Genomic DNA, 14,366 nt, shown 5'->3' with positions numbered 1-14,366 from the left:
ATTCAAAAAAGAGGAAAAAGTCCCTTTTTGAGGTCAAAAAAGCGGATTAACATTTGTTTGGTTTCGGATGCCTTTCGGACCTAAAAAATACGTTTTTTACAATAACCCCCTATTCCCTCTGCCGATATTGGCGCGGAGTCATCTGGTATTTTTGAGAGAACTCGCGATAGAAATAGGACTTATTGGAGATGCCGACCTGGTAAATGATTTCCTGGACACTCAAATTGGTTGTGACCAAAAGCTGGGCGGCATGCGTCAAGCGGTAATCCTTGATAAAATCGGTCGGCGTCAATGGCGAAATCTTTTTGAAACGGCGATACAGCGCACGGGAGTTCATGCCCAACTTATCTGCAATAAATTCGGGCCGCAATGCCTCCTGGGTAAGATTATCCCGGATAATAGCCGTAACAGAATCCATAAACTCTTTATCCTCCTGGTGGATCAACTGCCCACCGGACTGCTCATAGGCGCTTTCCGGCGAATAATAGTAGTCTTTCAGTTCCTTTTTAGTCGCCATCAACCGGTTCACAACGGAATGGAGCACGACGGCAGAGAACGGCTTGGTCAGATAAGCATCCGCACCCAGATCCAGGCCTTCCGCCTGTTCACGATCCGAGACTTTAGCCGAGACTATTATTAAAGGTATATGGCGGGTAAACTTATCCGCTTTAAGACGACTGATAAATTCAAACCCGTCCATACTCGGCATCATGATATCCGTAATAATCAGATCCGGTGATTGCCGGTCCATCAAAGTCAGCGCCTCTTCTGCACGGAACGCTTCCAACACCGTATATTCGGAAGACAATGTTTCTTTTATCAGCCAGACGATATCCCGATTGTCGTCTACCACTAATATAACCGGCTTATCGGTCTTCACAGCTGCTTCGCCTGTAACAGGCGAAGCAGACGGTTGTACAACCGTCGAAACAGCAGTTTGCCCGCTTTTTTCCAGCGTTTCCTCTTCTACGCTCTCCTCTTCTGCTTCCAGAAGAGGCAGAATAACCGTAAACTCGGCATATTCGCCTTCTTTACTATCCACCTTTATTTCTCCACGCAACAATTGCACCAGACTATGGCAGATAAAAAGGCCCAATCCGTTGCGGGATGTCATCTGGGTATAATTATTCACCTCCAGATCACCCAAGATGCGGAAGCGGTCGAATATTGTTTGCAAGTCAGACTCCCCTATCCCTTTTCCCGTATTGTAGACCTGTATGATTAAAGAGCCGTTTTCCGTCCGGACAGAAACACGAACCGTCCCGTCCCGTTTCGTATATTTAAAAGCATTCGACACCAGGTTTCTCATAATTGTCTTCAAACCGGCAACATCCGTATTCCAATAAAGGGGAGCATCCAAGCCGGAAACCGTAAAGCTGATATTATTCTGTTCAGCCACAGGCATAAACAATTCACACTGCTTTTGAACCAAGCTGCTAACGGATACCTTTTTAATATGCAGACGGCTGAATCCGGCTTCTTCGATCTTTCTGAAATCCAGAATTTCCTGTATCAGTTCATTCAGACTTGTCACGTTTTCGCCCAAGATACGGGCATACTTCTCCAATTTTCCATCCGCCGACCGTCCGGCAGCACCTTTGATATAATCATTCACTCCGTTAATCAAAGTGAGAGGCGTACAGAGTTCATGTGTGATATTGGCAAAGAAATTCAGTTTCGCTTCATACAGTTGCTCCTTCTGCTCTTCCCTGATTTTCCGGGCTACCTCAGACTGCTTTTTCGATATCCGGAAACGTACCCAACAAAAAATACCGGAACAGACAGCCATAAACAACAAACAGTAGATAGACAAGGCCCAGGTACTAAGATACCAGGGTGGCAACACCCGTATATGCAATAAGTATTCCTTTGCATCCGAATCGAAGACATCATTCTTATAACGGACTTTCAATACATAATTATCATAAGGCAGTTTCGTAAAAGAGACCTGGTTGTCTTTTTGAAGTTCGGTCCACGAAGTATTATAGTTTTCCAACAGGTACGAATATTCATAATTTTCCCCGTGTATATAGTCTGTCGCCACAAAAGATATCGAGAAAGTGGAGATGTCGGGAGGTATAGTCACATAACCGGTTTTCTGGTCCGTTACATAATCGTACAAACCATGTGTCTCATCTCCCATCTTCAGTTCAAAGAAATGCAGGTCCGGCTTATAATTTTCCTGCCGGTCATTCTGCGGGTCCACCCACACCAACCCGTTTATTCCTCCAAAAAACAATTTTCCGGTATAAGGACATTCCCAATAGGCATCATCCGAAAATTCCGTCACCGGCAAATCCGGACTTCCATAGTTATGGAAGAAACGGTTATGGGGATTATACTTGGTAAGGCCTTTATTGGTGCTCAGCCAGATACAGCCGTCCGGATCTTCAAGGATACCATGGACCATATCGTTTTTCATACCGTCGGCCTTGCTGTATTGATGGACTTCGGCCAGATTATTGGCGTGCAACTTCATTTGAGTCATCCCCGAACTGGCTCCCAAATAGAATGTCGAATCCTGGCTATAGCACATGCAAAGCACATCGCCGACAGCCCGGTTGCCGGCATTATTCATCGGAATAAACTCATACTGTTTGCTAATCAGGTTGAAGCAGACCAGTCCATATCCGCCACGACTTCCCAAATAAAGCATGGAAGTCTCATCATCGTAATTCATGGAATGAAACTCATTGCAAATCTTTCCATCCTTTTCCAAAACAAACGATTCCACATATTTAATAGAAGGCTCATTCTTTCCTTTATCTAATTTAACTTCCAATACCCCGTATCCGGTCGTAGCCAGCCAAAGCGTCGAATCATTCACTTCCCGGATCGCATGGACATAGCGGATCTTGGTATCGGCATTGCCGGTTAAGGTATGGACTTTCTTGTCCAGTAAAGAATAATAGGATAATCCGGGACCTTCCGTTCCAATCCAAACCCAGGGATAATAATCGCTTTTGCGAAAACAATAAACACGGTCACTGGCCAAACCGTTTGCCGTCGTAAAATGAGTGATCTTATCAGCCGGTATTTTCCCTTTACCATACGAATCGTAGTCTTCCACCCGGACAAATCCATTCCCTTTTGTCCCGAACCATACCGTTTTTTCGTCCTCTGTATAGATAGACCGGACCGGATTACGCATGACAATCGGCAGATTCTCCAGTTTTATCCCTGAAAAACGATTATATTTATCATAATACATCTGAATCCCCTGCCCGTCTGTTCCAATCCAAAGGATATCCTGCTTACGATCGGGCAAGGCGCAGAATAAGCTTACATCAAAAGACTGTATATCTTCCGGTCTGTCGATATTCAGCAGAAGACCATTCCTGAAAACCAGATAGACATCGGAATGAAACAAAGCGATGCGCGACAGTTTGCCGTATTGTTCCATCCATCCGGTCAGATCGGCAATGTACTTTTTCTTGCGGTCTTTTATGTTATAAGAATAAAGGCCGTTATCCACATCCACGAAATAGAGAATATCGCTCACATAATAGGCACGGTCCACTTCCTTATCATGGATAATATCGTCTTTTATGTTCAGCGTAATCGGAAGCGACTCGAAATCAGGACGAACCTCCTTCAGGCAGCCATCTCCGGTCAGGAGACAAAACTGTTTTTCCCCGACTGCGAACAAAACTTTAACATCCCCCTCATTCATTCCTTGCATATGCACATCCTGAAAAGAACCTTTTGCCGGAGAATAGCAAGAGATAAAATCCTTTTGCTTTACGATCAATGTATTACCCATCGAATCGGCCGCCACATTCAGGCATTCCGGGTATTCCGTATAAGACTCCGTCACTTTCCGGTCCTTCAATGCAAAACGGTTCAAGCCCATCGAGGTCGACACCCATAAATATCCCTCCCCGCCATAAGTGATTTTATTAATAATATTACTGCATAAGGTATATTTATTATTCGGCTCGAAGCGGAATACATACGTATTTTTGCCATTGTACAGGTTCAAACCGTCATAAGTACCGATCCACATATACCCGTTCTCATCCTGGTACATTTCGAGAATCGCATTATTGGACAGATCGATATTATGGGCCAAATGCAGGGATATTTCGGCAGACAGTGGAAAGGAAAACAAAGCAATACAGGCAATTGCAGACTTGACCCAACGGAAAAGTACTACATATTCAGACCCAGTTTTGATAATGGATAAATTCATAATAACGGTTATTTGACTACAAATATAAGAATATCATTTGAATGACAACGAAAAATATTTTCAGCTGATAAATTATCCGGAAGACTTCGTATCTTTGCAAGGTAAATATTCTATGTATAAGTTTAACACAACAAATACAAAATGAAAAAGTATCTTATCCTTGCCGCTTCCACTCTGCTCCTCGCAGCTTGTAGCGAAAAACCGGGTTACGAAATTACCGGTTCGGTTTCAAATGCCGATTTGAATGGCCAGTACGTATATCTCTATGAATATGGAGTAAAAGACGCAGTGCCTCTCGACAGTGCTTTGGTGCAAAACGGAGCGTTTGTTCTGAAAGGTAGTCAAAATAGTCCGGCTCTCCGTACACTCCGTTTTTCTGAAGAAGCAGTAGAACCTGCACGTGTCGCTCCGGGAGAGAATGCCCCGTTTATGGCAACATTCGTACTCGAAAACGGAAAACTGACGGTTACGTTGGATTCGACATCAACGGTCAGCGGTACACCGGAAAATGATGCACAGAAAGAGTTACAGGGCAAAATCAAAGGTTTGCGTTCAGGTATCGACAAGCTGATTGCCGACATGAAATCGGGCGACGAAAAGCTGATCGAACAGGCGGAAGCCAAATATGATGAAATCGACCAGAAAATAACGGAAGCTGTTGTCAACTACATTCTGGCACATACGGACAAACAAACCGCAGCCAAGAACCTGTATGACTTCCGTTACAATATCGGCGAAGACCAGCAAAATGAGATCATATCCAAAGCAGACTCTACATTTAAGGCTGTTCCGGGAATCAGCTATATGATCGATCATCTGAACGTGCTGAAAAAGGTTGCCGTAGGACAGAAATTCACAGACTTCGAAATGCCGGATGCAAAAGGCGAAATGCACAAGCTATCCGAATATGTAGGCAATGGCAAGGTGGTTCTGATCGACTTCTGGGCATCTTGGTGTCCTCCCTGCCGCGCAGAAATGCCGAATCTGGTAAAAACATACAAACAGTATAAGAGCAAAGGCTTCGATATTGTAGGTATCTCCCTGGACAGCAAAGCGGATGCATGGGCTAAAGGCGTAAAAGACCTGGACATCACCTGGACACAATTGTCCGACCTGAAAGGATGGCAGAACGGCGGAGCCGCTCTTTATGGAGTAAATAGCATCCCTCATACCTTACTGGTAGATAAAGATGGTACAATCATCGCCAAAAACCTGCACGGCCAAGACTTGGAAGATAAAATCAAAGAAGTTTTGAAATAACATAATCGGGGCTGAACGAAATTTCTTACTTTTCGTTCAGCCCTTATTTATAACCGCTAAATCATGAAAACAAAAACACGACTCCTATGGCTCCTTATTGCCACAAGTCACTTATTCGTTTGTGCTCAAAACACGGAACCGTCCCGTTTTACCAAACAAGCAAATGAACAAGTACTCAAAACACTTCCTTTTGACAACAAACAAGATTTTGAAGATGCAACCCGGGGCTTTATCGCCATGATAGACGAACCGGCAATCACCGGCGAGAACGGGAAAGAGGTTTATGGACTTGCTGTCTGGGATTTCTTGAAACAAGAGGCTCCTGCCTCTGCAAACCCCAGCCTCTGGCGACAAGGGCAGCTGAACCGGATACACGGATTATTCGAGGTACTGCCGGGCAAAATATACCAGATACGGGGATTCGACCTTGCAAACATGACGTTCGTCCGCAGTGATAACGGCTGGATCGTCATTGATGTATTATTATCAAAAGAAACGGCCTTGGCCGGTTATAACCTGCTCAAAAAACATGTTGCCGACCTTCCCGTAAAGGCGGTTATTTATACACATCCCCACGTAGATCATTTTGCAGGTATCGACGCCATCCTGGAAAATGCTCCGAACCAACCGAACTCTATCGAAATCATCGGTCCAAAAGGGTTCTTTGAAGAAGCCGTCAGCGAGAACCTGATGGCCGGCGTTGCTATGGGACGCAGAGCGACTTATATGTATGGACGCAGCTTGCCTAAAAACGAGAAGGGTAATATCGGTACCGGCCTCGGACAAACAACAGCTGTAGGGACCAGCGGTTTAGTCCCTCCCACCCGCGAGATATCGGAAGAAGGCGAAACGCTGCGGATTGACGGTGTGGAGATCGACTTCATGTCGGTACCCGGGGCGGAGGCTCCTGTGGAAATCATGATGTATTTTCCGGAAATGAAAGCATTTTGCGTTGCCGAAGAGATCAATCACAACCTGCATAACTTATTGACCCTGCGCGGCGCCAAAGTGCGTAACGGCCAGTTATGGAGCAAATATATCGACAAGGCGATCGTGAAATGCGGCGACCAGGTGGAAGTATCTTTCTCAACCCACCATTGGCCGACATGGGGCAATAAGAAGATCGTGGGTTATTGGGAAAAGCAGCGGGATATGTACCGTTACCTGCACGACCAGACCCTTCATCTTGCCAATCAGGGATATACTCCGAGGGAAATCGCAGAGATGATAAAATTGCCGGAGGCTATCGCCAATGAATTTGCCAACCGGGGATATTACGGCACGGTGAGCCATAACGTAAAAGCCCAGTACCAAATGTATTTTGGTTGGTTCGACGGGGTTCCCGCCAATCTGAATCCATTGCCACCGACAGAAGAAGGTAAAAAATATGTGGAAGCTATCGGCGGAGAAGAAGCTGTAATGGAAAAAGCAAAGGAAGCCTATAACCAAGGTGAATATCGCTGGACTGCGACCCTGCTGAACAACCTTGTCTTCGCTAATCCGAATCATAAAGCGGCTCGTCAACTGCTGGCGGACACTTATTCACAATTAGGATATCAAGCCGAAAGCGGCCCCTGGCGCAATTTCTACCTGACAGGGGCGCAGGAACTGACAAACGGAATAGCAGGAAAAGGTAAAACAAGCTCAAATATAGCCAGAATGTCTCAGAATCTAAGCCTCGAGATGCTATTCGATATGCTGGCGATCCAAATAAACGGAGAGAAAGCGGCTGATAAGGATATAATTATCAATGTCAGCCTGACAGATACAAAAGAACAGGCGACCCTGATATTAAAAAATGGAGCCTTATCGAACCGTATCGGCATACTCCACGCAGCTCCGACGGTAAGTCTGAAAGGTGACAAGCAAACAATCTACACGAGCTTCACGCAACCGGAAAGCATAATGGCTAATATGCAAGCAAAAAAATTATCGGTCGAAGGACGCCTCGAAAGTTTAAAAGATTTGTTCACCACTTTCGAAGCCCCGGACAGCTATTTTAACATTATCGAACCCTAAATATCAAAGCTATGCCTGCTCAAATCACTTTAAAATGGAAAAAAGACTCTACTTTTGAGACAGAGTTAAATGGTCATCCCCTTATTATTGACACATCCGTGGAGAATGGGGGAAACGATGAAGGGCCACGCCCGAAAGCTCTTATGCTTGTGGCTCTGGCAGGTTGTACAGGAATGGATGTCGCCCCTCTCTTCCGGAAGATGAGGGTACGATTTGAAAGCCTGTCGATCGATGTTACAGCCGGGACGTCAGAAGGGATACCTATGATCTATACGGATTTCCATATAACCTATCATGTAACAGGGAATCCGGACGACAGTGCAAAAATGTTGAAAGCTGTCCGTATGTCGCAAGAGACATATTGCGGAGTATCGTTTATGATGAAAAAGATAGCTCCCGTAACATGGCAGATTATTCTGAACGGAATACCACTTAATACTGATTCCGCCGATAAATAACGAACCGGGGCTGTTGCACGGCTGGATTAAAAATTTTATCTTTGTGCGGTCTTATTGAAAGCGATCTTACATTAAAATTAGCATAAAGTTTTATTATCACTTTAATATAATAAATTAGCGATTATGATTTATTCACATGAAGTTCAACACATGTGTGTTGTAAAGAAGGGAGCTGACCACCAGTGTGCTCCGATTCCCGAAGAAGGAAAGTGGGTTAGAGCAACTCAGATTTCTGACATCTCTGGTTTGACTCACGGTATCGGTTGGTGTGCACCGAAACAGGGTGGATGTAAGCTGACTCTGAACGTTAAAGAAGGAATTATTCAGGAAGCACTTGTTGAAACTATCGGTTGTTCCGGTATGACTCACTCTGCTGCTATGGCTTCGGAAATCCTGCCGGGCAAAACATTGTTGGAAGCATTGAACACTGACCTGGTTTGTGATGCTATCAACACTGCAATGCGCGAATTGTTCCTGCAGATCGTTTACGGTCGTACACAGTCCGCTTTCTCTGAAGACGGTCTGCCTATCGGCGCCGGCTTGGAAGACTTAGGTAAAGGTCTGCGTAGCCAGGTAGGTACAATGTACGGAACATTGGCAAAGGGTACTCGTTACCTGGAAATGGCTGAAGGCTACTGTACTCGTATGGCTCTTGATGCTGACGACGAAGTAATCGGTTATGAATTTATCCACCTGGGCAAATTCATGGATATGGTAAAGAAGGGTATGGATGCTAACGAAGCACTGGAAAAAGCAAAAGGCTCTTACGGTCGTTTCAAAGAAGCTGTAAAATATATCGATCCTCGTAATGAATAAGAAAACACTGACACGCGTCCTCCTTGGGCTGACAGCTATCACCATTGTGGCTTCGGTTATCGCCTATTTCGTGATTAAACCGGATCGTCCCTGGATGGCATTCTATGTGCTCTGTTGCGGCGGTGTGCTTGTTTTCAATTTTCTGATATCTTTATTCCTGGTAAATAAGAATTTAAAAAAGTAAAAAATAATATGGCTTTATTTGAAAGTTATGACCGTCGTATCGAGCATATCAACGCGGTTTTAAAAGAATATGGTATCAACGGTATCGAAGATGCAAAGGCTATCTGCGACGCTAAAGGTATCGACCCTTATACAATGTGTAAGGAAACACAACCTATCTGTTTCGAAAATGCTTGCTGGGCTTACGTTGTAGGCGCTGCTATCGCAATTAAGAAAGGCTGCATGAATGCTGCCGAAGCTGCCGAAGCTATCGGTATCGGTCTGCAGGCATTCTGTATCGCCGGTTCTGTAGCCGACGATCGTAAGGTAGGTATCGGCCACGGTAACCTGGCTGCCCGTCTGCTTCGTGAAGAAACAAAATGTTTCGCATTCCTGGCTGGCCACGAATCATTCGCTGCTGCCGAAGGTGCAATCAAGATCGCTGAAATGGCAAACAAAGTTCGTAAAGAACCGTTGCGTGTCATCCTGAACGGTCTGGGCAAGGATGCTGCTAAAATCATCTCCCGTATCAACGGATTTACTTACGTTCGTACTCAGTTCGACTATATGACTGGCGACGTAAACGTAATCGAAGAAAAAGCATACTCTACCGGTCTGCGTGCAAAAGTTAAGTGCTACGGCGCTGACGATGTTCGCGAAGGTGTTGCCATCATGCGTAAAGAAGGTGTTGACGTATCTATCACAGGTAACTCAACCAACCCGACTCGCTTCCAGCACCCGGTTGCAGGTACTTACAAGAAAGAATGTATGGAAAACGGTCACCCGTATTTCTCTGTAGCATCCGGTGGTGGTACAGGCCGTACATTGCATCCGGACAACATGGCTGCCGGTCCTGCTTCTTACGGTATGACAGACACTATGGGCCGTATGCACGGTGACGCTCAGTTCGCTGGTTCTTCATCCGTTCCTGCTCACGTAGAAATGATGGGATTCCTCGGAATGGGTAACAACCCGATGGTAGGTGCTACTGTTGCAGTAGCCGTTGCTATCGAGGAAGCTATGAAGAAGTAATTCAGACTTCATATAAATAAAGCTCCTGTAATCTTGATGGTTACAGGAGCTTTTCTTTTTATTCCAACTCAACTTATTATACCTGTAAACTATAATATTCCCAAATTATCACTACATTTGCCAATCAAGATATATAATGGAATATGAACAGTACCTATATTAATGAGTTTCACAAGGAATGGATAGAGAGCACTCGACAGTCAATCGAATCTTGGAAGAAGCAGCCCATCTCTGTAGAAGATGTAAGGAGGCAGCAGGAGATGTTAGATCAGCAGAGGGCTATAAGAGAAGGCAAGTTGAAAAGTTAAAACAGTTTGCTACTTCTTATAATTTGTGGTTAGACTTTCCCGACTCTACCATTACATATATGGCTAAAGGTGGAGAAAATGAAGTTTTCTTCAATGGAACAACCTCAGTTATCAAACTCAATAACTTTGACTATGCAGGAGATGATCTAAACAACTTCTTTATAAGAATTGAAGCCCACAACCTGTTTTTCAGCAATATACCCTATAATATGATAGGTTTCACTTATAACAGTCAACAGGAATTCTGTGCCGTACTGGTCCAACCCTATGTTAGGGCAAAACGGGAAGCCACGGAAGATGAAATTGCGACTTATATGGAAGCATTAGGTTTCATTATGGATTATGCTGATGAGTTCCACAATGACAAGTACGAGATATTTGATGCAGTCCCCAATAATGTGCTATATGGAATAGATAGTAAGCTATACTTCATTGATACCCAAATCAGGCTAAGAACGAATAATCAATAAATCCGATAGATAATATATAAATCATCAGAACAAAACAAAGCTAAGATTGTTATTTAATAAACAAACATCAAATAAAAAGTTCTTCACATACATCATAAAACTGGCAAAGACAATAAACAATGACATCTAAAACAGGTAAACACTTGACAAGCTTCATCTTGTTCCCGATGATGTTCTTCTTGCTACTCTCCTGTCCAACAAAGAGAGAGTTCAAGCAGATGTTGTATATACCTGTTCGGACAGCCAATGTCGAAAATTGTAACAATGCACAAAATACCTGTATCTTTGAGCTTTCTTCTTCCGGAAAGGAGCAGGATAAGCCTCAATATACATATCTATCCGATTTCTTCTCAACAAGCACACATATTTATCCACCGATCCGGACAACCCTGTCTGAACAAGTAAGACGAAATACAGATGTATTCATACAGACTTCACTGTTCATCTGTTATCGTAAACTAATTATTTAAGATTGCGTCACAATTGAGTATCCTCTACAAACAAAAGACTTAAACAAATTAGTTCACTTACAAATACATTTAGAATATGATAAATCAGAATAAACAGGAGATGTCCTATACATACTCCATGATCGGCTTATTTACCCTTTCATTACGGTTAGTGGTCGGATGGACCTATTTTTCAGCTTTCTGGAGACGCCTTATTTTAGAGAATAAACTGATACCGGATATGCCCGGCTATATAGGAGAAAAGTTCAATCACTTCCTGCCCAATGCCCTTGGCATTAAACCGATGATCGAATATCTGGTTACAAACCCGGATGTCCTTTGGTGGGCAATGGTTATATTTACAATTATAGAAGGGATCGTCGGACTATTCATCATGCTGGGATTGTTCACCCGACTAATGAGTATCGGGGTATTCAGTCTGGCTACCGGTATTCTGTTAGGTTCGGGATGGCTGGGTACTACCTGTCTCGATGAATGGCAGATCGGGATATTAGGGGCTGTTGCCGGATTCACGGTCTTCTTATCGGGAGGAGGCAAATACTCTCTTGATTACCTGTTGATACCCAAAATACAGGGGTTACGTAAGCTGCCGTGGATCGTATGGTTGACCTCCGGAGCGTTACCGTTGAGAACCGGCACAATCAATAAAATAGCCGGAATCGGCGCTTTTGCACTGTTATTCCTGTCGCTTGCCACCAACCAGGTCTTTCACAATGGGGTCTGGGGAAAACTGCATAACAAATCGGTCAAGCCAAAGATTGAAATATCGGATGTAAGTATCGATCACGGCAAACTATCCTTTACGGTCTATCGCGTAGAAGGGGCAGATGTATATGGTTCTTTCCTGATCGGCATCACGTTGAAAGACAAAGAAGGGAATGTGGTCCTGGACAAGGATGCGGAAGCACTGTCCAAGTTCCCGGCGTCAGACATCGAAAACAAGTATATAGCCAAAGTCGCACCGGGCAAGCATAGCTTGGTAATACCGCTCGGCAGCAAAGCAGGCTTAACGATCAGCGACCGTTCCATAGCCAATCTGCCGAAAGGGACATATACCCTGCTCCTTACCGACATTAGCGGGATTACCTGGAAAGAAGAGTTTACACATGAAGAATAGATATACCAATCCCCACAAAAAAGGAGTGTGTCAAAAGTCCTATTTATAGCGTCTGTGTCCTGGCGGGCTTGACCCGCCATCTCATCCTGATCACTGTAGATCAGTTTAGTATAAGGTTGCGGGGCAAGCCCGCAATGACACGCTAAAACGTTAGAACTTACTTTTGACACATTCCCTTTTTTCCAAGCACTAACCCTGCTTTATCCAATCATAAAGCTTTAGGGTAGCAACGACCTGAGATATTCCGGAAATTCGGCAGTCGTCCAGTTTCCTTCATATTTCCGGCCATTCACAAAGAAAGTGGGTGTACTATCCACTCCGTTCTTCTCGCCTGAAGTATAGTCGTCCTGTACTTTACGGGCATAAGATTCCAGGCTGAAATCATGTTTGAACTTCTCTACATCCATATCGATGATACGGGCATACTCGATCAAATGGGCATCATCCAACTCACGCTGGTTCTCAAGCAAGATATCATGCATTTCCCAGAACTTCCCCTGACCCGAAGCAGCTTCTGCAGCAATAGCTGCATGCAGGGCATACTGGTGTACTTCCTCCAACGGAAAGTTACGGAAAACAAAGCGGATATTATCTCCCTGCTCTTTCAGGATATCCTGCATGATGTAAAACGCCTTTTTGCAATACGGACACTGATAGTCGGCGTACTCCACTATCTCTATCGGAGCCTCGGCAGGACCCAGGATATGATCCTTTTCTGTAACATGTAAACTCATATCGATAACTATTTTATTGATTATGAATTAAGAACACCTCTATCCGGTTGTTTGTTGCAAATATTATGCAATCAATCCGGATTGTTTGCATAGTTTTTATTTACCTTCGCAGGTATGAAAAGAGGATATGCAGATTTGCCGCTTCATTACGGGACAGTACCTCCCTGGCTTGCCCAGCGCATGTGCCTGTTGGGAGGCGCCATCGTCGAAGCGATTGTGATCGAATATGGACGCGCGGCTTTACTGCAACGGCTGAGCGATCCGTTCTGGTTCCAGTCACTGGGATGTGTACTGGGGATGGACTGGCATTCGTCCGGCATTACGACATCAGTAATGAACGCCCTGAAGAAAGCGATCAATAAGCGGTCGGAAGAGTTGGGCGTATATGTATGCGGCGGACGCGGAAAGGCATCCCTCCAGACACCGGCAGAGCTTTTGGCCATAGCAGGCAGGACCGGACTGAACGGAGACGAGCTGGTAAAACACAGCAAACTGTCTGCGAAAGTGGACAACACAGCCGTGCAAGACGGCTTTCAGCTATATCTCCACTCTTTTGTCGTTACCAAAGAAGGGGAATGGGCGGTTGTCCAACAAGGCATGAACCCCAACGAACGGATGGCCCGCCGCTACCACTGGCTATCCTCCTCCCTCCGTTCCTTTATGGAAGAGCCCCATACATCTGTCTGCGGCCGCAACCAGGGACTGATCCTGAACCTCACCGATAAACTCGCCACTCCGACAAAAGAGGGTATCCTCGAACTGACCAAAGAGACACCCGACAAGCTTATGCATGAAGTATCCCTCATCCTGCCCCGCCACCACGAGGTAAAAGCTGAAGATGTCAACCTGAAACGTTTAGGCGCCGCCTTAATCCTGGCACACGAGACGAATGTTTCCGATATGGAGTCGCTCCTACTGCTTGAAGGGGTCGGCCCCCGGACATTGCAATCGTTGACATTGGTCAGCGAAGTGATACACGGAACCCCCTCGCGATTCTCCGATCCGGCCCGTTTCTCTTTTGCACACGGCGGGAAAGACGGACATCCTTTTCCTGTCCCGACAAGCGTATATGACGAGACGATCGAAGTATTCGACAAAGCGATCCGGCAAGCAAAGTTAGGAGACAAGGATAAATCCGAAGCCCTGAAGAATCTCTCCGTTATCTCACAAGAGATGGAGAAAGGCTATACACCCAACAATTACTTTGATAGACTGGTGGAACACGAACGAAACACCTCCTACAAATATGGCGGGAAAACAGTATATGGAGATGCTAAAAAGCCCAAAGGCAAAGGTGGGACGCAACTTAGCCTTTGGGACGAATAATG

General features: G+C 45.0%; 11 protein-coding genes. 9 read left to right on the top strand and 2 right to left on the bottom strand.

What is annotated here, in order from left to right:
* Positions 1-109: 109 nt before the first annotated feature.
* Complete coding sequence (locus tag DW083_RS14780; RefSeq protein ID WP_122332897.1) at positions 110-4,192, bottom strand: hybrid sensor histidine kinase/response regulator transcription factor; 4,083 nt, start codon at positions 4,190-4,192, stop codon at positions 110-112.
* A 141-nt stretch (positions 4,193-4,333) separates the two neighbouring features.
* Here DW083_RS14780 and DW083_RS14775 point away from each other — a divergent pair, with 141 nt between their 5' ends.
* From DW083_RS14775 to DW083_RS14740, 8 genes are all read left to right on the top strand, one after another.
* Positions 4,334-5,452, top strand: a complete 1,119-nt coding sequence (locus DW083_RS14775; protein ID WP_122332896.1) for a TlpA disulfide reductase family protein — start codon at positions 4,334-4,336, stop codon at positions 5,450-5,452.
* 63 nt (positions 5,453-5,515) lie between these two features.
* Entirely contained in the window at positions 5,516-7,471 is a 1,956-nt protein-coding gene (locus DW083_RS14770) for an alkyl/aryl-sulfatase (protein ID WP_122332895.1), read from the top strand.
* Positions 7,472-7,482: 11 nt separating this feature from the next.
* The gene (locus DW083_RS14765) at positions 7,483-7,929 is read left to right on the top strand and encodes an OsmC family protein (RefSeq protein ID WP_122332894.1); all 447 of its coding nucleotides are present in this window, start codon (positions 7,483-7,485) and stop codon (positions 7,927-7,929) included.
* A 123-nt stretch (positions 7,930-8,052) separates the two neighbouring features.
* Positions 8,053-8,745, top strand: coding sequence for an iron-sulfur cluster assembly scaffold protein (locus DW083_RS14760; protein ID WP_115499418.1), 693 nt, complete (start codon positions 8,053-8,055; stop codon positions 8,743-8,745).
* Positions 8,738-8,929, top strand: coding sequence for a hypothetical protein (locus tag DW083_RS14755; RefSeq protein ID WP_122332893.1), 192 nt, complete (start codon positions 8,738-8,740; stop codon positions 8,927-8,929). Before DW083_RS14760 ends, DW083_RS14755 begins: the two co-directional genes overlap by 8 nt.
* Before the next feature lie 8 nt (positions 8,930-8,937).
* On the top strand, positions 8,938-9,939 hold the full coding sequence (locus DW083_RS14750; RefSeq protein WP_115499420.1) for a GGGtGRT protein: 1,002 nt from the start codon (positions 8,938-8,940) through the stop codon (positions 9,937-9,939).
* A gap of 178 nt (positions 9,940-10,117) precedes the next feature.
* Positions 10,118-10,717 (top strand): hypothetical protein, encoded by a 600-nt coding sequence (locus tag DW083_RS14745; protein WP_122332892.1) that lies wholly within the window; start codon positions 10,118-10,120, stop codon positions 10,715-10,717.
* Between the two features lie 546 nt (positions 10,718-11,263).
* Positions 11,264-12,304, top strand: a complete 1,041-nt coding sequence (locus DW083_RS14740) for a TQO small subunit DoxD (RefSeq protein WP_122332891.1) — start codon at positions 11,264-11,266, stop codon at positions 12,302-12,304.
* A 218-nt stretch (positions 12,305-12,522) separates the two neighbouring features.
* Here the strand turns inward: DW083_RS14740 and DW083_RS14735 are convergent, their stop codons facing one another.
* Positions 12,523-13,038, bottom strand: coding sequence for a thioredoxin domain-containing protein (locus DW083_RS14735; RefSeq protein WP_122332890.1), 516 nt, complete (start codon positions 13,036-13,038; stop codon positions 12,523-12,525).
* A 114-nt stretch (positions 13,039-13,152) separates the two neighbouring features.
* Between DW083_RS14735 and DW083_RS14730 the strand changes: the two genes are divergently transcribed.
* Positions 13,153-14,364, top strand: a complete 1,212-nt coding sequence (locus DW083_RS14730; RefSeq protein ID WP_122332889.1) for a DUF763 domain-containing protein — start codon at positions 13,153-13,155, stop codon at positions 14,362-14,364.
* Positions 14,365-14,366 lie beyond the last annotated feature (2 nt).

It is taken from the genome of Parabacteroides sp. AF48-14 (assembly GCF_003477465.1).
In the GTDB taxonomy this organism is placed as follows: Bacteria; Bacteroidota; Bacteroidia; order Bacteroidales; family Tannerellaceae; genus Parabacteroides; species Parabacteroides acidifaciens.
Note: the sequence above shows the minus strand (reverse complement) of the source record. Positions and strands in the feature narration are given on the sequence as shown.